Source organism: Microbacterium sp., assembly GCF_031180975.1.
Classification (GTDB): domain Bacteria; phylum Actinomycetota; class Actinomycetes; order Actinomycetales; family Microbacteriaceae; genus Microbacterium.
Genome location: NZ_JAPSLI010000001.1, coordinates 1 through 23,111 on the forward strand (window position 1 = coordinate 1; position 23,111 = coordinate 23,111).

The window sequence follows — 23,111 nt, forward strand, 5'->3', positions numbered from 1 at the left end:
GCAGCTGGTCCGCGACGAACTGGTCGGCGAAGCGCCCGGGGAAGGTCATGAGGTGGTCGGTGGCGATGGAGCCGGTGACTGCGATGCGCACGGCGTGGACTCTCCTGAGGGAGGCGGTTTGACACTTCACGCTACCGGGTGAGGACCGCCCGTAGAAGCAGACAAAACTACCCGATAGTAGACCTTTCTTCGTGACCTTCGGCCTGCGTACGGTGCCGACATGACGAACCTCAGGGTCCACGCCCCCTCTCCGGCCGACCTCGAAGGCGACCTGGCGTCGCTGCGCGGTGACTGCGCCCGGATGGCTCCCCGCTGGGCGGCTCCGGACCGGGTCGCCGCCCGGCCCGTCCCCCCGTCCCTGATCCACGGCGTGACCGTGCCGCCGGCGTCGGCCCGGCTCCTGGACGCGATGTCGGAGTACGGCGACTGAGCCGTAGGGCGACCGGGCCGTCCCCGGAGCCGCCGCCGACCGGACCGGCGCTCCAGGGGAACCGTGCGCTCCCCCGCTGCGTCCCATCGCTGTCCCCCGTGAAGGGGATGCGGGATACGACCCACCAGCGGTCCCGGCACGACCGGGCAGGGTCTTCCGGGACAGCTGTGCAGCCGAAGGAGCGATGCGGTGAACACCGAGCGACCCGACCACGACGACGCCGAGGCGCGGACCGCCCCGGGCAGCGCGCGCGACACGGGGGGCGCTTCGGGCGGCGGGGAGCCGAGCGCTCCGGAGCGACGGCCCCACCGGGAACGACAGGCCCCCGCACCCTCCGGTGCCGATGCCGTCGCGTCCGGGAGCACGGATCCCCGCACCGGTACCGACGGGCCCCAGGACGCGGAGCACGACGGCGACACCCGGAGCGCCGGGACCGGGGCCGGGGCCGGTGCCGACAGGGTCCCGGACGCCGAGACCGGGACCGGTGCCGCCGGAGCCCCGGGCGCGGAGACCGGGGCCGGTGGTGCCGGGGGCCGGCTCGGCGGTGGGTCCGGGACGCAGGGGGTGGCGGGTTCCGGCGGCGCGGGGGTGCGTGCCGACGGGGGTCCGGTGGACGGTGCGGGCGAGCCCGTGGTCGGGGACCGGGCCGCCGCGGGCGACCCGTCGTCGTCCCGGCGGAGGTCACCCGCGCTCGTCGCCGCCGTCGCCGCCGCCGTACTGCTCGCCGGCGGGGGCGGGGCCTATCTCGCCGCCAGTGCCTCCGGCGGTCCGGGCGGCGGGACGGCGCCGGGGGCCAACGGGGACGCCACTCCCCCGCCGCTCGCGCTCGACGGCTTCTCCGAGGACTCCGGCAACGGGATCGCCCCCGGCGAGCCCAACCCCTACGGCGCCACCTACCGCGCCGACGGCACGCTCCCGGACGGTCCCGGCTCGGCGCCGGTGTACCGCGCCGGGGGACAGGTCACCCAGGAGCGGGTGGCCGCGCTGGCGAAGGCGCTGGGGGTCGACGGCAAGCCGGTGGCGGAAGGCGGGGCCTGGCGGATCGGCGGTCAGGACGGCTCCGGGCCCACTCTGCGGGTGGACCGGCAGGCACCCGGTGCCTGGACGTTCAGCCGGTACGCCGCGGGCACCGACGCCTGCAAGGGCGCGACGTGCTCGACCCCTCCCACCGGCGGACCGGCGGTGAGCGAGGCCGTCGCGAAGAAGGCGGCCGCGCCCGTCCTGAAGGCGGTGGGCCAGGACGACGCGAAGCTCGACGCGGGTCAGATCACGGGCGGCAACCGCGTGGTGAACGCCGACCCCGAGGTCGGCGGACTGCCCACGCACGGCTGGACGACCGGAGTGGTCGTCGGTGCCGGGGGCGAGGTGGTCAGGGGCAGCGGCCGGCTCGCGGAGCCGGTGAAGGGGGCCGCGTACCCCGTGGTGAGCGCCGAGGAGGCGCTGGACCTGATGAACGCGGCGCCGGGCGCCGGCCACCGCGCGGGGATCGGCGGCTGCGCCAGTCCCGTACCGCTGGAGGAGCAGGGGCACCAGGAGCCGTGCGGTACGGCGACGATCCCGCCGGAGAAGGACACGCTCACCGTCCGCTCGGCGGTGTTCGGGCTGGCCGCGCACGCCGTGGACGGCCGGCCGGCCCTCGTGCCGTCCTGGCTGTTCGAGGTGCGGCCGGCGGGTCCGGGGGACGCCCTCACGGTGACGTACCCGGCGGTGGACCCGGAGTACCTGGCCCCGCAGGACCGGTCGGGGCGGCCCAGCTCCGGGCCGACCGCGCCGGGCGACGAACCGACCTCCACCCGGAACGTCGCCGTCGAGGGCTACACCGCCGAGGGCACGGAGCTGACCGTGGCCTTCACGGGCGGGGTGTGCGCCGACTACGAGGCGACGGCGAGCGAGAGCGCGGACCGGGTGACGGTCACCGTGACCGAGACGAAGCGGACGGACAAGGTCTGCATCCTGATCGCCAAGGAGTACCGGCAGACGGTGCGGCTGGAGGAACCGCTGGGCGGCCGTGAGGTCGTGGGCGCGGACGGCGAGCCGGTCCCGCTCCTGAAGGACGGCGCGCGGCTGCCGGCACCGCCCTCCGGGGCGCGGTAGGCCCGGGCGCGGGCCCCGCGGACATGCCGGAGGCGGCGGCCCCCCATCGGGGGGGGCCGCGGCTGCGCCCTCACCAACCCCTGGGCCGGCCTCGGCCCCGGGGTGCCGCCCCCCCCCCCCCCCCCCCCCCACATCGCCTGACCGCCGACGGACTCAGCGCGGCACAGAGATCGCTTTGGGCAAGATCACGGACACCGTGCCGAGCGGCCCTGCGCCGTCTCCTCGGTGAAGTCCGCGACCAGCGGGGCGAGCGCGCTCCCCACCTCGTCGGCGGGGAGCTTGCGGCCCTTCACCTCGAACGAGTGGCCGCCGCCGTCGATCCAGGCGATCCGGGCATCCTGACAGGACGCCACTGCCTCCTCGAGCTGCGACAGCGGCTGAACGAAAGGATCGTTCGTGCCCTCCACGAACAGCTGAGGAGGCGCCACCGCCGGCAGGTGCTCCACACGCGGCTTCTCGGGCCTGCCGGGCGGATGCAGCGGATAGCCGAGGTAGACGAGCCCGTCCACCTGCAGCCCCTCCGCCACCGCCATCGACGCCATGCGCCCGCCGTACGACTTGCCGCACGCCCACACGCGCGCGCCGGGAGCCTGGACCCGCGCCCATTCGACCACCGCGTTCCAGGTGAGGATCGCGTGCGCAGCCGGGCCCGGCATCCGCCGCCCCGCCTCCACGTAGGGGAAGTTGAAGCGCAGCGTGGCGAGGTCCCGCTCGCGCAACCCGGCGGCGAACCCGCGGAGGAACGGATGGTCCATCCCGGCCCCGGCGCCGTGCGCGATGGCGATGACGCCGCGTGATCCGTCCACCGGCTCCCACGCCAGCGACACCGAAACGGGACCGCTCGGCAGTGCCACCTCGAGCATCACGTCGCCGACCTCCCGAACGGAATCCGCACGACCTCACCGCGCCGAGCACGAAGCGTCCCGACGATCACCACCACCAGGTGCACGACGCACACCACCACGTACAGCGTCATCGGGATGGCGACCGGAAAGAGTCCGCGCGGCTGCGGCGGCATCCACAGCAGGGCGACAGCGATGCCGAGCTGCAGCACCAGCAATCCGGTGGAGACGAGAAGGAAAAAGGTGCCCCACCGCTTCGCCGAGCGAGCGTTCGCGGCCGCGAGCGGCCCCTGACGAGAGAGCGAGCCGTAGGCGGCGACCATCCCGCCACCCGCCGCCAAGGGACCCAGCAGCGGGATGGGCAGCAGCACGAGTAGCCCGAGAGCCCACGCCGAGGCGCCCGTGGCCGGTCGCGCCGACTGCGTCATCGCCCGGTGGACGGCTCGCCGCCGGAGGATCCACCGGGCTCGCCGCCCGGCACGTCTCCACCGGGCCCGCCCTGACCAGGCACGTCGCCACCCGGGGCGGAAGCGTCACCGACCTGCACCCCACCGACTTCGCCCTCGGGCACCTCCCCCGGCACGGGGGAACCGGCCCGCTCGGGAGCCGGCGGGGCGGGCTGCGGCGGCGGCACCACGTGCGGCTGATGCGGCGTCCCACCGGCAGCGGCTCCTGTCGCCGCCCCCTGACCACCGCCGGGCGTGATCCGCTCGCCGTACTTCGGCGGCTCGCTGAGATCCACCGGCGGCTTCGGCGTCTCGACCCGCTGCGGCCCCAGCACCTGGCGCGCCTTCGCCAGCGACCGCGGCTGCACGCGCACCTCATAGTGATCGGCGACCATCTGCGTGATGCTGGCGAAATCGCGGCGCCGGCGCACGATGGCGTAGGTCACCAGGCTCATGATCATTCCCAGCGCGACGCCGATGAAGACGAACCCGAGGAACAGCGACACCGGCGCGTCGGGGGTGCCGAACAGCATCCACGCCGACAGGAAGAGTCCGATCAGCACGCCGTTGATCGCACCCGATCGCGCGGCCGCCGCGTATCCGAGGCGACCCGTCACCCGCTCGACCGTGCGCACGCCCTCGCCGACGATCACGATGTCGCGCGCGGGCACCTCCCCCGCGATCAGCTTCGAGACGATCTGCTGCGCCCCCTCGTACTCACGGGACGAGGCGACCACCTCGCCGATGTCGGTGCCGTTCGCCGGACGATTCAGCATGCTCATCCGGCCATTCTTCCACGCCGCCTGCAATCGCCGCCCTGTGGCGACATCCCGGCTGCCCGCCCCGGCTCGCGGACTACGCTGGACAGGTGAGCACACAACGGGTTTTCGTCGCGCGCCTGGCCGGGTGCGCCGTCTTCGACCCCGTGGGCGACCGGCTCGGCAAGGTCCGTGACGTCGTCATCGTGTACCGAAGTACGGCAGCGCCCCGCGTGATCGGGCTCGTCGTGGAGATTCCCGGTCGTCGCCAGGTGTTCCTCTCCATCGGCCGCGTCACCTCGATCCGGGCCGGCCAGGTCATCACCACCGGCCTCATCAACGTGCGCCGCTTCCAGCCCCGCCCCGGCGAGATGCGCGTGCTCGCCGAGTACGTCGGCCGCCGTGTGCGACTCGTGGACGGCAGCGGCACCGCCGTCGTCGAGGACGTCGCCATCGAGCAGGACCGGCACGGCGAATGGGCCATCAGCCAGCTGTTCCTGCGCAAGGCGAAGACCAGCGCGTCGCCGTTCGCGAAAGGTCCCACCACGTTCGCGTCGTGGAACGAGGTGGCCGAGCTGCGCCAGCCCGGTGAGTCCCAGTCGGCCGAGCAGCTCATCGCCAGCTATTCCGAACTGCACGCCGCCGACCTCGCCACGACACTGCTCGACCTGCCCCAGCAGCGCATGATCGAGGTCGCCGAAGAGCTGCCGGACGAGCGCCTCGCCGACGCGCTCGAGGAGATGCCGGAGGACGAGCAGGTGCACATCCTCGACCGGCTGGGAGACGAGCGCGCCGCGGACATCCTCGACCAGATGGAACCCGACGACGCCGCCGACCTGCTCGCGCAGCTGCCGCCGAAGCGACTGGAGCAGCTGCTCGCGCTGATGGACCCCGAGGAGGCGGAGGACGTCAGGATGCTGCTGCGCTATGGCGCGGACACCGCGGGCGGCCTGATGACGCCCGAGCCCATCATCCTCTCCGCCGACGCCACCGTCGCCGAGGCGCTCGCAGTGATCCGCCGCCACGAACTGCACCCGGCCCTCGCCGCCGCCGTGTTCGTGACGCTCCCGCCGTTCGAGACGCCCACCGGGCGCCTTCTCGGCGTCGTGCACTTCCAGCGGATGCTGCGCTACCCGCCGCACGAACGGCTCGGCGCCATCCTCGACGACACCCTCGAACCGGTGTCGGTCACCGCGTCGGCCGCCGAGGTCGCCCGTCTGCTCGCCAGCTACGACCTGGTGTCGCTGCCCGTCATCGACTCCGCGCACCGCCTGGTCGGTGCGGTGAGCGTGGACGACGTGCTCGACTACCTGCTCCCCGGCGACTGGCGCACGCACGACGCCGACGAGACCGAGAGCGGGGCGGCGCGATGATGGCCCGGTCCCCTCGCCTCGACACTCCGCTCGGGCGCGGCAGTGCCACCCGCGGCGCGGCGCCCTCGCGCGACCGTTTCGGACGCTTCACGGAGTGGGTCGCCCGCGCCATGGGCACTCCCGCGTTCCTGCTGCTGCTCACCCTGTTCTGCGCGGCCTGGATCGCGTGGAACACCCTCATGCCGAAGCACCTGCGCTTCGACGATGCCGCCCTCGGCTTCACCGCGCTCACCCTGATGCTGTCGCTGCAGGCGTCGTACGCCGCGCCGCTGATCCTGCTCGCGCAGAACCGGCAGGACGACCGCGACCGCGTGCAGATCGAGCAGGACCGCCAGCGCGCCGAACGCAACCTGGCGGACACCGAATACCTCGCCCGCGAGATCGTGGCGCTGCGCCTGGCCCTCGACGAGCGCACCGCGCAGACCGTCACCAGAGACGTGCTGCGGCAGGAGCTGAAGTCGCTGCTCGCCGACCTGGAGCACTCGGACGGCGCCCGGCCGGCCGACCGCGATCCGGCGGATTCCGCGGCCCGCCGTGACGACGACGAGCGGCGACGATGACCCTCGCCGAACGGGTGCGCGACGCGGTCGCCGCCGTCACCGACCCGGAGCTGCGGCGTCCCATCGGCGATCTCGACATGGTGCGGGACGTGCGCGTGAGCGGCGCGACGGCGCACGTCGCGATCGTGCTCACGATCGTCGGTTGCCCGGCCGCCCAGCGCATCGAGTCGGATGTGCGGGATGCCGCGGCATCCGTTCCCGGTGTGGACGAGGTGACCGTCGACGTCGGCGTGATGACTCCCGACGAGCGCCGCGCCCTGACCGAGAAGCTGCGCGCCGGGCGACCGGCGCGGCACATGCCGTTCGGCCCCGACTCTCTCACCAGGGTGATCCTCGTCTCCAGTGGCAAGGGCGGCGTCGGCAAGTCGACGGTGACGGCGAACCTCGCCGTGTCGCTGTCGCAGCTGGGTCTGCGGGTGGGGCTGATCGACGCGGACGTGCACGGGTTCTCCATTCCGGGGCTGCTGGGCATCCCCCCGGGGACCCAGCCGACGCGTCTGGACGACCTCATGCTCCCGCCGGTCGCGCACGGCGTGAAGGCGGTGTCGATCGGCATGTTCCTGCGCGACGGCGAGGCCGTCGTCGCCTGGCGGGGGCCGATGCTGCACCGTACCGTGCAGCAGTTCCTCACCGACGTGTTCTTCGGCGACCTCGACGTGCTGCTCGTGGACATGCCGCCCGGCACCGGTGACGTGGCGATCTCGATCGGGCAGATCCTGCCCCACGCCGAGGTGCTCGTCGTCACCACCCCGCAGCAGGCGGCGGCGGAGGTCGCGATCCGCAGCGGCCTGGTCGCCCGGCAGACGGGTCAGCGCGTGATCGGGGTGGTGGAGAACATGGCGGCTCTCTCCCTGCCCGACGGCACCACGCTCGAGCTGTTCGGTTCCGGGGGCGGCGAAGCGGTGGCCCGCGCGTTGTCCGCCGACGGGCAGGACGTCCCGCTGCTGGCATCCGTCCCGCTCAGCCCGGCGCTGCGCGTCGGCGGCGACGACGGGCGCCCTGTCGTCCTCGAGAATCCCGCGGATGCCGCCGCCGCCGCGATCATCGACCTCGCGGGCGCCATCGCGGCGCTGGGGCGCGACCTGCCGCGACGGCCCCTGCCGATGCGCGTGTCCTGATCAGGTCGCCTCGGCGTCGAACGGCGGCGGGGTGCTGCTACTGAAGGTCGTGCGGGTCAGTCGCGGCCGCGGGGGCGGCGTGACCGGGTCGGTCGCCACGGCGGCGGAGGACGCAGGCGCGGCCGAATCGAACGACGGTTCCTCGAACAGAGCGTCGCGGATGATCCGCCTCGGGTCGTACTGTCGCGGGTCGAGCTTGCGCCAGTCGACGTCGTCGATGTCCGGCCCGAGCTCCTCCCGCATCTTCGACTTCGTCTCGCGCAGATACTCGCCCGCTCGGCGCACGAAACGCGCGAAGCTCTCGGCGGCCTTCGGCAGACGCTCCGGGCCGATGATGAGCACAGCGACAAGGCCGATGAGCAGCAGCTTGTCGAAGGTCAACCCGAGTTCCATCCCTCCAGGCTACCCGTCGCGCCTCCCCTTCCGATGCACTCCGGCCGCTTACGCTGGAGGCACCGGCTTCCCCAGGAGATCAAGCAATGAGCGAGCACGACGCGAACGCCCGATTCGCCAGCGAGACCATCGTCGAACCCACTGCGATCGCCAGGGCCCGCGCCCACGCCCTCGAACTCGGGGCGGCGCCGCTGAGCCCCAGCATCGGCGCGCAGTGCGCTGTCCTCGCCGCGGCGTCGGGCGCACGATCCATCGTCGAGATCGGCACGGGCGCGGGGGTGTCGGGACTGTGGCTGCTCCGCGGCGCCCCGCAGGCGGTGCTCACCACCATCGACAGCGAGCCGGAGCATCTCGCCGCCGCGCGCCAAGCGTTCGCCGACGCCAAGGTGCCGCCCGCGCGCGCCCGGTTCATCACCGGACGGGCCGCCGACGTGCTGCCGCGCATGAACGAGAGCTCGTACGACATCGTGCTCGTGGACGCCGACCCGGAGAACGTCATCGAGTACGTCGAGCACGGCCTGCGCCTGGTGCGCACCGGCGGGCTCGTGCTCGTGCCGCGCGTGCTCGGCGGCGGCCGCGTCGCCGATCCGGTGCAGCGCGACGCGGTCACCACCGCGTACCGCTCGGTGGTGCAGGAGACCCAGGAGTCGCAAGCAGTGCTGTCGGCCCTCACCACCGTCGGCGAGGGAATGCTGCAGCTCGCCCGCACGGCCTGAGCCGAGACACAAGAAGGGCGATGGATCACCCGATCCATCGCCCTTCTCCTTCTCGTTCTCAGGCGGGGTTCACGACGGCGCCCAGCACCTCGTGAAGCTCCTTCGCCTCGGCGTCGTTCACGGAGACGACCAGTCGGCCGCCGCCCTCGAGCGGAACGCGCACGATGATGAGTCGCCCCTCCTTCACGGCCTCCATCGGTCCGTCGCCGGTCCTCGGCTTCATCGCTGCCATCGTGGCTCCCTTTCCTCGGTGGTATGGATCAAGTTTATCGGTACCGCCGGACCGACCGTTGACCGCCGATCCGCATCGGTGCGCGCGTCTACGCGTGTCATCACGGGATCTGCCAGAAGGTCATCCCGAGTCCGTACATTCCGAGGATCCAGACCCACTGGCCGAGCAGGCACGCGGCCAGCACCGCCCATCGGTATCCCGGTCGGCGCGGCACCGCCACCGCTCCCCACAGCGGCGTCAACGGCATCAGCAGCCGGAACGTGCTGGACTGCGGGAAGAACACCGCGAGCAGGTAGAGCAGGTACGAGGCGCTCCACAGCCGGATGTCGACGCCGAGGCGCCGCACCGCCCGCACGCGCATCAGCAGGAAGGCCGCGCCCGCCACGAGCACCGCGAGTGCGATCGGGCCCCACCACCCCGGCATCCCCCAGTGCGAGAACCAGAAGACGGCGGCGCGGAGGAAGCCGTCGAACGGCACGAATTCGGCCGACGCGTCCGGGATCCAGTTGCGTCGCCATGCCAGTTCGGTCTGCAGATACGCGTCCCACTCACCGGTGACGACGGTCGCGATGAGCTGCCACGAGAACCCGACGGCGGTGGCCAGTGCCCCGAGCGCCACGATGTGGGCGGCCTCCCGGCCGCCCAGCGGCTCGACGCGTCGACGCACCCAGCGGCTCAGCCCGTGCAGGCCGAGGAACAGCGCGAAGGCGAGGATGCCGGGGCGCGTGAACCCCATCACCGGGATGAGCGCGTACAGCCAGGCGTACCGGTGCCGCGACACGAGGTCCAGTGCGACGAGCAGCAGCAGCACGAACAGCGCCTCGGCGTATCCGACCTGGAAGAGCGCCGCCAGCGGGCCGCACGAGAAGAACGCCACCGCCCACATCGCCGCGGAAGCGCCGATGCGATCGCGCAGCAGCCGGTGCAGCGCGAGGCAGGCCAGGAACCCGGCCACCAGCGACACCACGAGCGCCCCGGACGGCCAGAAACCGAAGCCGACCAGCTTGGCGACGTGCGCGTACACGGGCATGAACGCCCAGGCGTTCTCGGCGACCTCGCCGGTGTCGGTCCTGGGCAGCTCCGCGGGGTACCCGTACTCCGCGACCGTCCAGTACCACTGCGCATCCCAGCCGATCACGAACTCGGCGACGGACGCGTCGGCACCGAACCGTGACAGGGAGGTGGACTGCGCCGCGGCGAGCGCGAGCAGCGCCGTGGTCACGAGCCGGGAAAGGGCGTAGATCACCCCGATACGGGCGGCGACCGGCATCCGCACCCAGGAGCGGACCGCGCGGGTCAGGCTCCGCTCAGCCACGCGCGCAACCCGCGTTCGACGTCCTCGATCTGCGCGAGCGGCACGCGCTCCTCATCGTGGTGCGCCAGGTGGGGGTCACCGGGGCCGTAGTTCACCGCCGGCACCCCGAGCGCCGAGAAGCGCGCGACGTCCGTCCAGCCGTACTTGGGGCGCGCCTCGGCGCCCACCGCGGCGAGGAACTGCTGCGCGATCGGCGCGTCGAGTCCGGGGCGGGCGCCGTCGGCGGCATCCGTGATCTCCACCTCGAAGCCGGCGAGCACCGAGCGCACGTGCGCCTCCGCGCCGGCGATGCTGCGGCTGGGCGCGAACCGGTAGTTCACCTCGACCTCGCACAGGTCGGGGATGACGTTGCCCGCCACCCCTCCGGTGATGCGGACGGCGTTGAGTCCTTCGCGGTAGCCGAGGCCCTCGACGGGGATCTCCCTGGCGCGGTACTCGGCCAGGCGCGCCAGGATCGGCGCGGCGCCGTGGATCGCGTTCTCGCCCACCCAGGAGCGGGCGCTGTGCGCGCGGACCCCGCGGGTGCGGACGATGGCGCGCAGCGTGCCGTTGCAGCCGCCCTCCACCTGCCCGTTCGAGGGCTCGCCGAGGATCGCGAAGTCGGCCTGAAACAGCTCGGGCCGGTCCGCGGCGAGCAGACCGAGCCCGTTCTTGGACGCTTCGACCTCCTCGTTGTCGTACCACATCCAGGTGATGTCGACGATGGGCGCGGTGAGCTCGGCGGCGAGCCTGAGCTGCACCGCGACACCCGCCTTCATGTCGACCGTGCCGCGGCCCCACAGGAACTCCTCGCCCTCGATCGCGATGCGCCGCGTCGGCACGTTGCCGTTGATGGGGACGGTGTCGATGTGGCCGGCGATGACCACGCGCTGCGCGCGGCCGAGGTTCGTGCGGGCGACGATCGTGTTCCCGTGCCGGATCACCTCGAGATGCGGGTGCGCCCGCACCGCCTCCTCGATCTCGTCGGCGAGGCGCCCCTCTGCGCCGGAGACGCTCGGGATGTCGCAGATCGCGCGCGTGATGTCGAGCGAGGACGCGGAGAGATCGAGCAGCATGACCCCCAGCCTATCCGCGAGCACATCAGCGCCTCCGCTATTTTGGGGGGATGAGCACTGAGCGCACCGTGTGGGGTATCGGACTGTCCACGATCGCCGGCGACGGCACCGTCCTGGACGCGTGGTACCCGGAGATCGGCTTCGGAGAGCCGAACGCCGAGGACGCGGCCTCGGCGGCCGACACCTGGCAGGCGCTCGCCGAGCCGGATTCGCGCCGCAACGTCACGGTGGAACTCGTGCAGGTCTCGATCGACCTGGACGCGGCCGTCGCGTCCACTGTGGACGCGTACCTGCGCCTGCACGCGCTGTCCCGTCTGCTGGTGAAGCCGAACGAGCTGAACCTGGACGGCATCTTCGGGCACCTGCCGACCCTCGCGTGGACCAATGCGGGGCCGATGCTGCCGACGGATGCCGCACGGCTGCGCCCGGTGCTCCAGCGGCACGGCATCCAGGTGCAGGGGCTGGACAAGTTCCCGCGGCTGACCGACTACGTCCAGCCGGAGGGCGTCCGAATCGCGGACGCGTCCCGGGTGCGCCTGGGCGCGCACCTCTCCCCCGGCACCACCGTGATGCACGAGGGCTTCGTGAACTTCAACGCCGGCACGCTCGGCGCGTCGATGGTCGAGGGCCGCATCTCGCAGGGCGTCGTCGTGGGCGACGGCAGCGACATCGGCGGCGGCGCGTCCATCATGGGCACCCTCTCCGGCGGCGGCACCGTGCGAGTGTCGATCGGCGAGCGCACGCTGCTCGGCGCGAACGCCGGCATCGGCATCTCCCTCGGCGACGACTGCGTGGTCGAGGCCGGGCTGTACGTGACCGCGGGCACGAAGGTCGTCCTCGCCGACGGTCCGGACACCGCCGACGGCGGACGGCCGACCGTGAAGGCGGCCGAGCTGTCCGGTCGCGACGGCATCCTGTTCCGCCGCAACTCGCTCACCGGCGCCGTCGAGGCGACCCAGCGCACCGGCGTCGGCATCACCCTCAACGAGGCCCTCCACGCCTGACCTCCCCCTCGTTTGGGGCGGATTCTCGCGTTCGGGGCGGTTGTCATCCGCCCCGAACGGGGAAAACCGCCCCAAACGCGCGACGACGGGCGCACAGGGGGACGTGCTACTGTCAAGGGTCGCTCCCGTTCACGCGGAGCGCCTGCGTCGTCGAACGCTCCCGCGCCGTCCACCGGCCGCGAACTTCTCGAACGGCGAACCGATGCGCGAACCCGCGCCGTCGCCCACCTTCCCGCACGCCGGCTGAACGCCCGTGCCCTTTGGAGCCACCCATGACTTCCTTCCTCGACCTCGGCGTGCCCGCCGCCCTCGCCTCCGTGCTCGCCGCGGACGGCAAGACCGAGGCCTTCGCCATCCAGCGCGACACGCTGCCCGACTCGCTCGCCGGACGCGACCTGCTCGGCCGCGGCCGTACCGGCAGCGGTAAGACCATCGCGTTCGCACTGCCCCTGGTGGCGCGTCTCGCCGCGACGAACGCCTCCCGCCGGCCGGGCCGCCCGCGCGGCCTGGTGCTCGCCCCCACCCGCGAGCTGGCCACCCAGATCGCTGCCACGATCTCCCCACTCGCGGCAGCCGTGGGCCTGCGCGTCACCACCGTGTTCGGCGGAGTCAGCCAGCGCCCGCAGGAGCAGGCGATGCGCTCCGGCGTCGACATCGTCGTCGCCTGCCCCGGTCGCCTCGAAGACCTCATGAAGCAGAAGATCGTCGCGCTGGACGCGGTCGAGATCACCGTGCTGGACGAGGCCGACCACATGGCCGACCTCGGCTTCCTGCCCGGCGTGACCCGCATCCTGTCGGCCACGCCCGCCGGCGGTCAGCGTCTGCTGTTCAGCGCCACCCTCGACCGTGGCATCGACTCGCTCGCGAAGCGCTTCCTGAGCAACCCGGTCAGCCACGAGGTCGACGAGGCCAGCGTGCCGGTCGGCGAGATGACCCACCGGGTGCTGGTCGCCACCAGCACCGAGGCCAAGAAGCAGCTCGTCGAGCACCTGGCATCCGGTCTCGGCCGGCGGATCCTGTTCACGCGCACCAAGCACCAGGCGAAGAAGCTGGCCAAGCAGCTCACCGCGTCCGGCATCCCGTCGGTCGACCTGCACGGCAACCTCGGGCAGAACGCCCGGGAGCGCAACCTGGCCGCCTTCGGCGCCGACCCGGCCCAGGGCGGCGTGCGCGTGCTGGTCGCCACGGATGTCGCCGCGCGCGGCGTGCACGTGGACGACGTCGAGCTGGTCGTGCACGTCGACCCGCCGCTCGAGCACAAGGCGTACCTGCACCGCTCCGGCCGCACCGCGCGCGCCGGCGCCGCCGGCACCGTCGTCACCCTGGTGCTGCCCGAGCAGCGGCGCGACGTGAAGGACCTGCTCCGCAAGGCGCAGATCACCGCGCCGCTGGAGGACGCCAACGCCGGGATCGTGCAGGAGCTGGTCGGCGAGCGTGCAGCGCACGTGCGTCCGGCCCCCGCCGCCGCGCCCGCGAAGCAGGCGTCGTCGGGGTCCCGCGGCCAGTCCGCCGGCGGCTCGTCGTCGTCGCGGCGCCGCCGTCCGCGCGGGCAGGGTTCGCAGGGCGGACAGCAGGCGTCTCAGCACGCCGGGCAGGGCCGCTCCGCCGCCCACGGCCGCCCTGCGCACGGCGCGCAGGCTCCCGCCGGCCGCAGCGCTGGGCGGGACCACGACGCGCAGCGTCCGGCCCGTCACGACGCCCGCCCGCAGGGCTCGCGCCGCGCCAGCCGCCCCCAGGGCCACTGACCCGGTCACTGACCCCGGTCTCCACCTCCCGGGTCTCCACCTCCCGGGTCTCCGCCTCCCGGGTCTCCACCTACCGGGTTTGGGGCGGGTTCTCAACTTTGGGGCGGCGCACCACCGCCCCAAACGCGAGAATCCGCCCCAAACACCCCAGGACACGGGGTACGTGAGCGATCGGCGCCGGGCGCGGGTCAGCGGGCGGCGCGGGTCAGCGGGCGGGGTAGGACCGCTCGGGAGCGCCGATGTAGAGCTGCTGCGGACGGCCGATCTTGGTCTGCGGGTCCAGCTGCAGCTCCCGCCACTGCGCGAGCCAGCCGGGCAGCCGGCCGATCGCGAACAGCACGGTGAACATGCGCGTCGGGAAGCCCATCGCCTTGTAGATCACGCCGGTGTAGAAGTCGACGTTCGGGTAGAGCCGGCGCTCCTTGAAGTAGTCGTCCGCGAGCGCGATCTCCTCGAGCTCCTTGGCGAGGTCGAGCAGCGGGTCTGTGACGCCCAGCTCGGAGAGCACCTCGTCGGCGGCCTCCTTGACCAGCTTGGCGCGCGGGTCGTAGTTCTTGTAGACCCGGTGGCCGAAGCCCATCAGCTTGACGCCCTCCTCCTTGTTCTTCACGCGCTCGACGAAGCGCTGCACGCTCTGACCGGACTCGCGGATCTGCCCGAGCATCGTCAGCACCGCCTCGTTGGCACCGCCATGCAGGGGGCCGGAGAGCGCCTGGATGCCCGCCGAGATCGACGCGAACTGGTTGGCACCGGTGGATCCGACCAGGCGCACGGTGGAGGTGGACGCGTTCTGCTCGTGGTCCTCGTGCAGGATCAGCAGCAGCTCCAGCGCCTTCGACATCACCGGGTTGACCTCGTACGGCTCGCTGTGCACGCCGAAGTTGAGCTTGAGGAAGTTGTCCACGAAGCTCAGCGAGTTGTCCGGATACAGGAACGCCTGGCCCACGCTCTTCTTGTGCGCGTACGCGGCGATCACCGGCAGCTTGGCGAGCATGCGCACCTGGTTGAGCTCCACGTGCTCCGGGTTGTGCGGGTCGGTCTGGCCCTCGTAGTAGGTCGACAGTGCGGCGACCGCCGACGACAGCACCGCCATGGGGTGCGCGGTGTGCGGCAGTGCCGAGAAGAAGTGCTTCAGATCCTCGTGCAGCAGCGTGTGGCGACGCACGCGCTCGTCGAACTCGGCCAGCTCGACCGCGGTGGGCAGCTCCCCGTAGATGAGCAGCCACGCCACCTCGAGATAGCTGCAGCTGCGCGCGATCTGCTCGATCGGATAGCCGCGATAGCGCAGGATGCCCTGGTCGCCGTCGATGAACGTGATCGCCGACTTGGTGGATGCCGTGTTCACGAAGCCGTAGTCGAGTCCGGTGTAGCCGGTCTGCCGCGTGAGGGTCGAGAGGTCGATGCTGCCTGCACCGCTCGTCGACCGCAGCACGGGGAACTCCGCGGTCTTGTCGCCGACGGAAAGAGTGGCCTTGTCGGGCTGACCTGCGCTCACGCGAACCTCCTGCTGCGTTGTGCCTCTGGGGACGATGTCCGGCGCGCAACGCCGGGGCCGGGTCTCGACCGCATCGCGTGTACAGCCTAGTCGCGCACTCGGCCTACTGTGACATCCGCCAAGAGATCACGCGATCGCTCGTCGCCCCTCCACAACCTTCGCGAGGTGGAGAACGGGCTCATCGGGTGGCGGATGCCAGTCGCTCGGCGGCCTGTTCGATCCGGTCCAGCGGCGCGGTGAGCGCGAGGCGCACGTGACGAGCGGAGTGCTCGCCGTAGAAGTGCCCGGGGCCGGCGAGGATGCCGAGCTCCGCCAGCCGCTGCAGCGACTCCCAGGCGTCCCGATCCTCGGTGGCCCAGAGGTACAGTCCGGCCTCCGACCCGTCGATGCGGAAGCCGGCGGCTTCGACGGCCGGTTTCAGCACGTCACGGCGGCGACGGTACAGCTCCTTCTGCGCAGCGACGTGCTCGTCATCGCGCAGCGCGACAGCCATGGCGTGCTGCACAGGTGCGGGCGGCATCAGCCCGAGGTGCTTGCGCGCCGCGAGCAGGCCCGCGATGAGATCCGAGCATCCCGCGACGAACGCGGCACGGTAGCCGGCGAGGTTGGACTGCTTGCTGAGCGAGTACACGCTCAGCAGATCGGCGCGCGATCCGCCGGTGACCCGCGGGTCCAGCACCGACGGCACGGGCTGGTCGGCCCACGGCCCGTCCCACCCGAGTTCGGCGTAGCACTCGTCGCTGGCAAGCACGGCGCCCAGCTCCCTGGCGCGACGCACGGCGGCGGCGAGCTCCTCGACGCTCCAGGTGCGTCCGTCCGGGTTGCCGGGGGTGTTGATCCAGATGAGCTTGGCGCCCTCCGGCCATTCGTCGGGGTCGTCGGCTGCCACCGGGGTCGCCCCGGCGACCGTCGCACCGACCGCGTAGGTCGGGTACGCGATGCGCGGATGAACGACGACGTCCCCGGCGGTCAGGCCCAGCAGAGTGGGCAAAAGCGCGACCAGCTCCTTCGACCCGATGGTCGGCAGCACGTGCGCGGGTGTCAGGCCGGGCACCCCGCGGCGGCGCGCGTACCAGTCCACGATGGCGTCGCGCAGCGCGGGCGAGCCGACCGTCAGCGGGTAGGAGTGCGCGTCGGTGGCCTCCGCGAGAGCACGCCGGATGACGTCGGGGGTGGGGTCGATGGGCGAGCCGACGGAGAGGTCGACGATGCCGCCCGGATGCTGCGCGGCACGCTTACGGTACGGCTCCACCGCGTCCCACGGGTACGCGGCGAGGTCGAGGACCCCCACCTACTCCCCCTGCGGGGGCAGCGCTGCGATGATGGGGTGGTCGTGGTGGATGACGCCGACCTTGGCGGCGCCGCCGGGCGAGCCGATCTCCTCGAAGAACTCCACGTTGGCCTTGTAGTAGTCCTGCCACTCGTCGGGCAGGTCGTCCTCGTAGTAGATCGCCTCAACAGGGCACACCGGTTCGCACGCGCCGCAGTCCACGCACTCGTCGGGGTGGATGTACAGCGAGCGCTCCCCCTCGTAGATGCAGTCGACGGGGCACTCGTCGATGCAGGCACGATCCTTCACATCGACGCAGGGAAGAGCGATCACATACGTCACGGAATCAGTCTACGTCGCGCGCGGAGGTTCCCGTCGCGGTCGGGGCCGCGGTCGGCGGTGCACCGGCGGCTCCGTCCGTGTGGGCGGACCGCAGCCGGGACAGGTCCGGCCAGGCGACGACCAGCACGGTGATGCCGACGGCGAGGTACATCCAGATGTTACCCAGCGGCGTGTTCGGCACGACGACGGAACCGCCGGGGCCGCGCTGCGAGATGACGAGGATCAGCGCCAGCATCCCGATCCCGGCCACGAGCGCCGCCCAGCGGTCGCCGGTCAGCGCGCGCAGGGAGATGAGCAGGGCCGCGCAGGCGATGCCGCCGACGATCAACCCCACCGGCACCGGGCCCCAGAGGAAGCTGTGCGCGATCGTCGCAGCGATCCCGTAGACGCCGCCGACGACGGCGGCCGCGAGCCAGGACAGGCCGCGTGAGATCGATGAGGACACCGCCTCAGCATAGTGGCCGCGCCACCGGCATCCGGCCCGACTCAGACCGCCCAGCCGACCAGCCGCAGCAGCGCCGCCACCGCGGCCGCGGCGATCACGACCACGAGGAACGATTGGCGCATCCACAGCAGGCCCGCGGCGACCAGCACGGCGGGCACGCGAGCGTCCACGACCACCGCCTGCCCCGCGCCGAGCGTCTGCACGGCGACCAGCGCAGCGAGCAGTGCGACGGTGAGCAGGTCGGAGATCCGCGCGGGCCGCGGGGCCTCCATCACCTGCGGCGGCACCAGGTAGCCGAACGCCTTCAGCGCGACGCAGATGCATGCGGCGAGCAGCACGGCACTCCACACGCTCATGACCCGGACCCCGCATCACGTCCCGACCACGCCGACGGGCCGGTCGCCGCCCTGTCGCGGTCGAGCCAGTTGAACCAGCCGACCACGAACGCGACCAGCGCAGCCACCAGCACCGGCAGCCCGGGCATCAGCACCGGTGTCAGCGTCGCCGCCACCACGGCCGCGGCGGCTCCCACGACCACCGCCTGACGGCGGCGCAGGCGCGGCCATAGCAGTGCCAGGAACGCGGCTGCGGCGGCGGCGTCCAACCCCCATGCCTTCGGGCCGCCGACCTGGTCCAGCACGTCGCCGAGCAGCGCGCCGATGAGGGTCGTGAGGTTCCAGCCGAGGTAGATGCCGACGCCGGTGACCCAGAACCCGAGGCGGCTGAGCCGCGGATCGTCCTGCGCGATGGCCACGGCGGTGGACTCGTCGATCGTGAAGTGCGACGCCACCGCACGGCGGCGGAACCCGCTGCCGATGATCGGCGACATGCGCATGCCGTAGGCGAGGTTGCGCACCCCGAGCAGCCCGGCCGAGGCGATGGCGGAGGGCAGCGCCGCCACCCCGCCAGCGGCGAACACGCCGACGAACGCGAACTGCGAGCCGCCGGTGAACATCACCAGGCTCAGCACGCAGGTCTGCCAGACGTCCAGTCCGGACGCCACGGCGAGCGCGCCGAACGAGATGCCGTACGCGCTGGTGGCGATGGCGACGCCGAGCCCCTCGCGCCACACCTCACGTCGGCGTCGCTGGACCTCGGGGAGATGAGCCGCTGCACGCATGCCTTCCATTCTCGGGCATGCGGCGCGGCTCACCCGCGGGTCAGTACCAGTTCACGGCCTGCGAGTGCCCCCAGGCGTTGCACGGCGAACCGTACGCCGCCGCGATGTACTCCAGACCCCAGGCGATCTGCGTGGCCGCGTTCGTGCGCCAGTCGGCACCGGCGGACGCCATCTTGTCGCCGGGGAGGGCCTGCGGGATGCCGGTGGCGCCGCTCGAACCGTTGTAGGCCTGGTAGTTCCAGCCGGACTCCTTGGTCCACAGCGACTCCAAGCAGGAGAACTGCCCGTCTCCCCAGCCGTAACGGCTGGCCGCCATGTCGCGCGCGGTGGCCTTGGCGCCCTCCACGGTGTTCGCGGCCGCGAGGGCGGCGGCGGCAGCGGCCTCCTTCTCGGCCTTGATACGGGCGGCCTCCTCGGCCGCAGCCTTGGCCTTCTCGGCGGCGATACGCGCCGCCTCGGCCTGCTGCGCCTCGGTGAGCGCGGTCTGCAGCGTCTCGATACCCGCGAGGACCTCACGGGTCTCCTTGGCCGCACTGGCGGTGAGCGCGGTGAGACGGTCGGCTTCCAGCTCGTCGGGGTCGGCGAGCGCCCTGGCATCGGCCTTCAGTTCGGTGATGTCGACCGCCGGCTGCGCGACGTCGAGACCCGACGCCGCCACCACGTTGTTCAGTGCGACGGCGTTGGTCAGGGCGATGCCCGCCTCTTCCGCCGCATTGGTGCTCTTGCGGATCTGGACATCGGTCGGGGCCGAGGCGAGATCCGCCAGCGCGGACGGCGCCTGGATCAGGCCGGCGGTGAGCAGGACGCCCAGCAGCGCGGTGCCGCCGAGGATCGCGAAGCGGCGGCGGGGCCGGGGCGAGGGGGAAGCGGATGCCGTTGCGGCGGCGCGTCTGGACGCGCGGGTGTCGAGGGTTTCAGGCATGAGGATTTCGAGACTTTCGGGTCGTCGTTCGCCCGGTCCTGCCGGATGCAGGGTGGTACGTCGGGAACCGCTCACCCGGGCGCAGGAACCAGCCTTTCGGATCCGCCTGGACGAAACCGGCCCGTCACCTGGACATCCGGTGGGCATCCCATGTGAATGCATGCAAAAGGGCCCCGCGCCGCCTGTGGGCGGTGCGGGGCCCGGAGCCTGTGCGGGTCAGACGTTCGCGTCCTGACGCTTCAGGCGCGACGCCTCCCTGGCGCGGGTGGTCTGGTCGAGGATGACCTTGCGGATGCGCACTGCCTCCGGCGTCACCTCCACGCACTCGTCCTCGCGGGCGAACTCCAGCGATTCCTCCAGCGACAGGATGCGCGGCGGCGTCATCGACTCGAACGTGTCGGCCGTGGAGGAGCGCATGTTGGTGAGCTTCTTCTCCTTGGTGATGTTCACGTCCATGTCGTCGGCGCGGGAGTTCTCGCCGATGACCATCCCCTCGTAGACCTCCTCGGTCGGCCGCACGAAGAACGACATGCGCTCCTGCAGCGCGATCATGGCGAATGGGGTCACGACGCCGGCGCGGTCGGCGACGATCGAGCCGTTCTGGCGCGCGACGATCGAGCCGGCCCACTCGCCGTAGCCGTGCGAGATGGCGTTGGCGATGCCGGTCCCCCGGGTGATGGAGAGGAACTCGGTGCGGAAGCCGATCAGACCCCGAGACGGGACGATGAACTCCATGCGGATCCAGCCGGTGCCGTGGTTGATCATGTTGTCCATGCGACCGCGACGGTTCGCCATCAGCTGCGTCACAGCGCCCAGGTGCTCCTCGGGCACGTCGATCGTGAGGTGCTCGTACGGCTCGTGCACCTTGCCGTCGATCTTGCGCGTGACGACCTGCGGCTTGCCGACGGTCAGCTCGAAGCCCTCACGGCGCATGTTCTCGACGAGGATGGCCAGCTGCAGCTCGCCGCGACCCTGCACCTCCCACGCGTCGGGGCGGCCGATGTCGTTGACCCGGATCGACACGTTTCCGATCAGCTCGCGGTCGAGGCGGTCCTTCACCATGCGGGCGGTGAGCTTGTGGCCCTTGACCTTGCCGACCAGCGGCGACGTGTTGGTTCCGATGGTCATCGAGATCGAGGGCTCGTCGACCGTGATCTGCGGCAGAGGGCGCACGTCCTCCGGGTCGGCGATGGTCTCGCCGATCATGATGTCCGGGAACCCGGCGATCACCGCGATGTCACCGGGGCCGGCCGACTCGGCCGGGTAGCGGTCCAGCGCCTTGGTCATCAGCAGCTCTGTGATGCGCGCGTTCTGGGTGGTGCCGTCCTGGCGCACCCAGGCGACGGTCTGACCCTTCTTCAGCGTGCCGTTGAAGACACGGAGCAGGGCGAGCCGGCCCAGGAATGCCGAGGAGTCGAGATTGGTGACCCACGCCTGCAGCGGCGCCTCGTCGTCGTAGGACGGCGCGGGAACGTGCGTCAGAATCGCCTCGAACAGCGGCTCGAGGTCGTCGTTGTCCGGCAGCTCTCCGTTGGCGGGGCGGTTGGCGGATGCCGCACCGGCCCGGCCGGAAGCGTAGACCACGGGCACGTCCAGCAGCGCGTCGACGTCGAGGTCGGGCACGTCGTCGACCAGGTCGGACGCCAGGCCGAGCAGCAGGTCGTGCGCCTCCTCCTCGACCTCGGCGATGCGGGCGTCGCCGCGGTCGGTCTTGTTCACGAGCAGGATGACGGGCAGCTTGGCCTCGAGCGCCTTGCGCAGCACGAAGCGTGTCTGCGGCAGGGGGCCCTCGCTGGCGTCGACGAGCAGCACGACGCCGTCGACCATCGACAGCGCGCGCTCGACCTCCCCGCCGAAGTCCGCGTGACCGGGGGTGTCGACCACGTTGATCGTCACCGGCGCATCGGTGTGCTTGCCGTTGTAGGTGATCGCCGTGTTCTTGGCGAGGATCGTGATGCCCTTCTCCCGCTCCAGGTCGTTGGAGTCCATCGCGCGCTCCTCGACGTGCGCGTGCTCGCCGAACGAGCCGGTCTGACGGAGCATCGCGTCGACGAGGGTGGTCTTGCCGTGGTCGACGTGAGCGACGATCGCGACGTTACGGAGGTCGGGGCGGTGGGCGTGCGCCATGCAGAAGTCCTAAGAGGGGGTGTGGGTGTGCGCCGGGATGCCGACATTCCAGGATAACGCACGGTCCCTGAACGCCCTCCGACCGCTTCGAATCACGTGAATGGTGGCGTTCTGGCCGGGTTCGGAGCCATTCACACGATTCGAACGAGGGATAGCATCGACACCGTGACCGGAGAGCAGCCCGCCAGGACGTTCTCCCGCGCCCGGCTGTGGTGGGAGATCGCGATCGTGCTGGCACTGGGACTCGGGCAGTCCGCGGTGTACGCGGTCGTGCAACTGGCGTACCGGCTCACCGACGCCACTCCCCTCGCGGAGCAGACCGCCACGCTCAACCCCTCCCGCAGCGACCGGGAGGTGTTCGACCTCGTCTACCAGCTGCTGTCGATCGGGTTCTCGATCGTCCCGGTGCTGCTGGTGTGCTTCCTGCTGTGGCGCCCAGCGCGGCCGCACCTCGCTGCGCTGGGCCTGGATGCCGGACGGCCGGCGCGGGACACGGCATCCGGCATCCTGCTCGTCATCGCGATCGGCGTGCCGGGGCTGGCGCTGTACCTGGCGGGGCGCGCAGCCGGCCTCTTCGTCGCGATCGACCCGGCCGGGCTGGACGCGCACTGGTGGACCGTCCCGGTGCTGCTGCTGTCCGCCGCGCGCGCCTCCGTCGTCGAGGAGGTCGTGGTACTCGGCTACCTGTTCGCGCGGCTGCGCGCCCTGGGCTGGGGCACGTGGCCGATCATCATCGCGACCAGCGTGCTGCGGGCGAGCTATCACCTTTACCAGGGCCCCGGGGCGTTCATCGGCAACCTGGGGATGGGCCTGCTGTTCGGATGGCTGTTCGCGCGCGGCGGCCGGCTGCTGCCGTTCCTGATGGCGCATTTCGCCATCGACGCGGCGGCATTCGTCGGCTACCCGTGGGCCGCCGCCACCTGGCCCGAGCTGTTCGGGCTGCCGGGCTGACCCCGCGGTGGTTCAGTCGAACAGTTCGCTGAGCCAGCTCTCGCGCTTGCGCTTGTGGGGCCGATGCCCGCGGTCGTCGTAGCGGGGTTCCTCATAGCGGTCGCTGGGCTGGTCGTACCGCGGCGGCTCGTAGCCGGGCGCCGGGCGCACCGGCTCGGGCCGGTACGCCGCCGGCTGCGGAGCGGCGACGGAGCGGTCGATGATCTTGTCCAGCTCGCCGCGGTCGAGCCAGACGCCGCGGCACTGCGGGCAGTAGTCGATCTCGATGCCGCTGCGTTCGCTCATCACGAGGGTGGTTCCATCTGCGGGGCAAAGCATGCGGCCAGCCAACCAGGCGCGCCTATGAACCGGCTCCACC

The 23,111-nt window shown here is 71.9% G+C and carries 25 protein-coding genes; 9 read left to right on the plus strand and 16 right to left on the minus strand.

Annotated features, from left to right (window positions below; translation table 11 throughout):
* The first annotated feature begins 220 nt into the window (after positions 1–220).
* Positions 221–430 (plus strand): hypothetical protein, encoded by a 210-nt coding sequence (locus RIF65_RS00005; RefSeq protein WP_309060438.1) that lies wholly within the window; start codon positions 221–223, stop codon positions 428–430.
* Positions 431–619: 189 nt separating this feature from the next.
* On the plus strand, positions 620–2,524 hold the full coding sequence (locus RIF65_RS00010; protein ID WP_309082481.1) for a hypothetical protein: 1,905 nt from the start codon (positions 620–622) through the stop codon (positions 2,522–2,524).
* Positions 2,525–2,709: 185 nt separating this feature from the next.
* Here RIF65_RS00010 and RIF65_RS00015 read toward each other — a convergent pair whose 3' ends face one another.
* The 3 genes from RIF65_RS00015 to RIF65_RS00025 are packed head-to-tail and all read right to left on the minus strand — an operon-like array spanning position 2,710 to position 4,594.
* Entirely contained in the window at positions 2,710–3,387 is a 678-nt protein-coding gene (locus RIF65_RS00015; protein ID WP_309066619.1) for an alpha/beta hydrolase family protein, read from the minus strand.
* A complete protein-coding gene (locus RIF65_RS00020; RefSeq protein WP_309066612.1) occupies positions 3,387–3,794 on the minus strand; it encodes a hypothetical protein in 408 nt (135 codons plus the stop codon). The genes RIF65_RS00015 and RIF65_RS00020 overlap by 1 nt, the downstream gene beginning before the upstream one ends.
* A complete protein-coding gene (locus RIF65_RS00025; RefSeq protein WP_309066611.1) occupies positions 3,791–4,594 on the minus strand; it encodes a general stress protein in 804 nt (267 codons plus the stop codon). The genes RIF65_RS00020 and RIF65_RS00025 overlap by 4 nt, the downstream gene beginning before the upstream one ends.
* Positions 4,595–4,680: 86 nt before the next feature.
* Here RIF65_RS00025 and RIF65_RS00030 point away from each other — a divergent pair, with 86 nt between their 5' ends.
* The 3 genes from RIF65_RS00030 to RIF65_RS00040 are packed head-to-tail and all read left to right on the plus strand — an operon-like array spanning position 4,681 to position 7,621.
* Positions 4,681–5,943 carry a magnesium transporter MgtE N-terminal domain-containing protein gene (locus tag RIF65_RS00030; protein WP_309066610.1) on the plus strand — a complete coding sequence of 421 codons (1,263 nt, stop codon included), beginning with the start codon at positions 4,681–4,683 and terminating at the stop codon, positions 5,941–5,943.
* Entirely contained in the window at positions 5,943–6,503 is a 561-nt protein-coding gene (locus RIF65_RS00035; RefSeq protein ID WP_309066609.1) for a DUF1003 domain-containing protein, read from the plus strand. Before RIF65_RS00030 ends, RIF65_RS00035 begins: the two co-directional genes overlap by 1 nt.
* Entirely contained in the window at positions 6,500–7,621 is a 1,122-nt protein-coding gene (locus RIF65_RS00040; RefSeq protein WP_309066608.1) for an Mrp/NBP35 family ATP-binding protein, read from the plus strand. The genes RIF65_RS00035 and RIF65_RS00040 overlap by 4 nt, the downstream gene beginning before the upstream one ends.
* On the opposite strand, the gene RIF65_RS00045 is transcribed toward RIF65_RS00040, so the two are convergent.
* On the minus strand, positions 7,622–8,014 hold the full coding sequence (locus RIF65_RS00045) for a twin-arginine translocase TatA/TatE family subunit (protein WP_309066607.1): 393 nt from the start codon (positions 8,012–8,014) through the stop codon (positions 7,622–7,624). It abuts the gene before it with no gap.
* Between the two features lie 86 nt (positions 8,015–8,100).
* Here RIF65_RS00045 and RIF65_RS00050 point away from each other — a divergent pair, with 86 nt between their 5' ends.
* Positions 8,101–8,730 (plus strand): O-methyltransferase, encoded by a 630-nt coding sequence (locus tag RIF65_RS00050; RefSeq protein ID WP_309066606.1) that lies wholly within the window; start codon positions 8,101–8,103, stop codon positions 8,728–8,730.
* A gap of 58 nt (positions 8,731–8,788) precedes the next feature.
* Here the strand turns inward: RIF65_RS00050 and RIF65_RS00055 are convergent, their stop codons facing one another.
* From RIF65_RS00055 to dapE, 3 genes are all read right to left on the minus strand, one after another.
* Positions 8,789–8,962 (minus strand): DUF3117 domain-containing protein, encoded by a 174-nt coding sequence (locus tag RIF65_RS00055; RefSeq protein ID WP_309066605.1) that lies wholly within the window; start codon positions 8,960–8,962, stop codon positions 8,789–8,791.
* A 100-nt stretch (positions 8,963–9,062) separates the two neighbouring features.
* Positions 9,063–10,277, minus strand: coding sequence for a hypothetical protein (locus RIF65_RS00060; protein ID WP_309066604.1), 1,215 nt, complete (start codon positions 10,275–10,277; stop codon positions 9,063–9,065).
* Entirely contained in the window at positions 10,259–11,332 is a 1,074-nt protein-coding gene (gene dapE / locus RIF65_RS00065; protein ID WP_309066603.1) for a succinyl-diaminopimelate desuccinylase, read from the minus strand. The genes RIF65_RS00060 and dapE overlap by 19 nt, the downstream gene beginning before the upstream one ends.
* 50 nt (positions 11,333–11,382) lie before the next feature.
* Here dapE and dapD point away from each other — a divergent pair, with 50 nt between their 5' ends.
* Positions 11,383–12,336, plus strand: coding sequence for a 2,3,4,5-tetrahydropyridine-2,6-dicarboxylate N-succinyltransferase (gene dapD, locus RIF65_RS00070; RefSeq protein WP_375142100.1), 954 nt, complete (start codon positions 11,383–11,385; stop codon positions 12,334–12,336).
* A 272-nt stretch (positions 12,337–12,608) separates the two neighbouring features.
* Entirely contained in the window at positions 12,609–14,081 is a 1,473-nt protein-coding gene (locus tag RIF65_RS00075; protein WP_309066602.1) for a DEAD/DEAH box helicase, read from the plus strand.
* 205 nt (positions 14,082–14,286) lie between these two features.
* Here the strand turns inward: RIF65_RS00075 and RIF65_RS00080 are convergent, their stop codons facing one another.
* The 8 genes from RIF65_RS00080 to typA all read right to left on the minus strand — a co-directional run bounded on the left by RIF65_RS00080 (position 14,287) and on the right by typA (position 21,802).
* Positions 14,287–15,576 (minus strand): citrate synthase, encoded by a 1,290-nt coding sequence (locus tag RIF65_RS00080; RefSeq protein ID WP_309066601.1) that lies wholly within the window; start codon positions 15,574–15,576, stop codon positions 14,287–14,289.
* A gap of 178 nt (positions 15,577–15,754) precedes the next feature.
* On the minus strand, positions 15,755–16,867 hold the full coding sequence (dapC, locus tag RIF65_RS00085) for a succinyldiaminopimelate transaminase (protein WP_309066600.1): 1,113 nt from the start codon (positions 16,865–16,867) through the stop codon (positions 15,755–15,757).
* Positions 16,868–17,188, minus strand: coding sequence for a ferredoxin (gene fdxA / locus RIF65_RS00090; RefSeq protein ID WP_309066599.1), 321 nt, complete (start codon positions 17,186–17,188; stop codon positions 16,868–16,870).
* Positions 17,189–17,192: 4 nt separating this feature from the next.
* Entirely contained in the window at positions 17,193–17,633 is a 441-nt protein-coding gene (locus RIF65_RS00095; RefSeq protein ID WP_309066598.1) for a histidinol dehydrogenase, read from the minus strand.
* 41 nt (positions 17,634–17,674) lie between these two features.
* Positions 17,675–17,989, minus strand: a complete 315-nt coding sequence (locus RIF65_RS00100; protein WP_309066597.1) for an AzlD domain-containing protein — start codon at positions 17,987–17,989, stop codon at positions 17,675–17,677.
* On the minus strand, positions 17,986–18,753 hold the full coding sequence (locus RIF65_RS00105) for an AzlC family ABC transporter permease (protein ID WP_309066596.1): 768 nt from the start codon (positions 18,751–18,753) through the stop codon (positions 17,986–17,988). Before RIF65_RS00105 ends, RIF65_RS00100 begins: the two co-directional genes overlap by 4 nt.
* A gap of 40 nt (positions 18,754–18,793) precedes the next feature.
* Positions 18,794–19,675 (minus strand): phospholipase, encoded by an 882-nt coding sequence (locus tag RIF65_RS00110; RefSeq protein WP_309066595.1) that lies wholly within the window; start codon positions 19,673–19,675, stop codon positions 18,794–18,796.
* A 216-nt stretch (positions 19,676–19,891) separates the two neighbouring features.
* On the minus strand, positions 19,892–21,802 hold the full coding sequence (typA, locus tag RIF65_RS00115; protein WP_309066594.1) for a translational GTPase TypA: 1,911 nt from the start codon (positions 21,800–21,802) through the stop codon (positions 19,892–19,894).
* Between the two features lie 165 nt (positions 21,803–21,967).
* On the opposite strand from typA, the gene RIF65_RS00120 reads away from it, so the two are divergent.
* Positions 21,968–22,753, plus strand: coding sequence for a CPBP family intramembrane glutamic endopeptidase (locus RIF65_RS00120; RefSeq protein ID WP_309066593.1), 786 nt, complete (start codon positions 21,968–21,970; stop codon positions 22,751–22,753).
* 12 nt (positions 22,754–22,765) lie between these two features.
* Here the strand turns inward: RIF65_RS00120 and RIF65_RS00125 are convergent, their stop codons facing one another.
* Positions 22,766–23,071, minus strand: coding sequence for a TFIIB-type zinc ribbon-containing protein (locus RIF65_RS00125; protein WP_309066592.1), 306 nt, complete (start codon positions 23,069–23,071; stop codon positions 22,766–22,768).
* Positions 23,072–23,111: the final 40 nt, after the last annotated feature.

What these genes read in the sequence shown, in the direction of transcription:
- RIF65_RS00005 (WP_309060438.1), top strand. Translation starts at nt 221, where the DNA reads ATGACGAACCTCAGGGTCCACGCCCCCTCTCCGGCCGACCTCGAAGGC.
- RIF65_RS00015 (WP_309066619.1), bottom strand. Translation starts at nt 3,387, where the DNA reads ATGCTCGAGGTGGCACTGCCGAGCGGTCCCGTTTCGGTGTCGCTGGCG.
- RIF65_RS00020 (WP_309066612.1), bottom strand. Translation starts at nt 3,794, where the DNA reads ATGACGCAGTCGGCGCGACCGGCCACGGGCGCCTCGGCGTGGGCTCTC.
- RIF65_RS00025 (WP_309066611.1), bottom strand. Translation starts at nt 4,594, where the DNA reads ATGAGCATGCTGAATCGTCCGGCGAACGGCACCGACATCGGCGAGGTG.
- RIF65_RS00035 (WP_309066609.1), top strand. Translation starts at nt 5,943, where the DNA reads ATGGCCCGGTCCCCTCGCCTCGACACTCCGCTCGGGCGCGGCAGTGCC.
- RIF65_RS00040 (WP_309066608.1), top strand. Translation starts at nt 6,500, where the DNA reads ATGACCCTCGCCGAACGGGTGCGCGACGCGGTCGCCGCCGTCACCGAC.
- RIF65_RS00045 (WP_309066607.1), bottom strand. Translation starts at nt 8,014, where the DNA reads ATGGAACTCGGGTTGACCTTCGACAAGCTGCTGCTCATCGGCCTTGTC.
- RIF65_RS00050 (WP_309066606.1), top strand. Translation starts at nt 8,101, where the DNA reads ATGAGCGAGCACGACGCGAACGCCCGATTCGCCAGCGAGACCATCGTC.
- RIF65_RS00055 (WP_309066605.1), bottom strand. Translation starts at nt 8,962, where the DNA reads ATGGCAGCGATGAAGCCGAGGACCGGCGACGGACCGATGGAGGCCGTG.
- dapE (WP_309066603.1), bottom strand. Translation starts at nt 11,332, where the DNA reads ATGCTGCTCGATCTCTCCGCGTCCTCGCTCGACATCACGCGCGCGATC.
- dapD (WP_375142100.1), top strand. Translation starts at nt 11,383, where the DNA reads ATGAGCACTGAGCGCACCGTGTGGGGTATCGGACTGTCCACGATCGCC.
- RIF65_RS00075 (WP_309066602.1), top strand. Translation starts at nt 12,609, where the DNA reads ATGACTTCCTTCCTCGACCTCGGCGTGCCCGCCGCCCTCGCCTCCGTG.
- RIF65_RS00100 (WP_309066597.1), bottom strand. Translation starts at nt 17,989, where the DNA reads ATGAGCGTGTGGAGTGCCGTGCTGCTCGCCGCATGCATCTGCGTCGCG.
- RIF65_RS00105 (WP_309066596.1), bottom strand. Translation starts at nt 18,753, where the DNA reads ATGCGTGCAGCGGCTCATCTCCCCGAGGTCCAGCGACGCCGACGTGAG.
- RIF65_RS00110 (WP_309066595.1), bottom strand. Translation starts at nt 19,675, where the DNA reads ATGCCTGAAACCCTCGACACCCGCGCGTCCAGACGCGCCGCCGCAACG.
- typA (WP_309066594.1), bottom strand. Translation starts at nt 21,802, where the DNA reads ATGGCGCACGCCCACCGCCCCGACCTCCGTAACGTCGCGATCGTCGCT.
- RIF65_RS00125 (WP_309066592.1), bottom strand. Translation starts at nt 23,071, where the DNA reads ATGCTTTGCCCCGCAGATGGAACCACCCTCGTGATGAGCGAACGCAGC.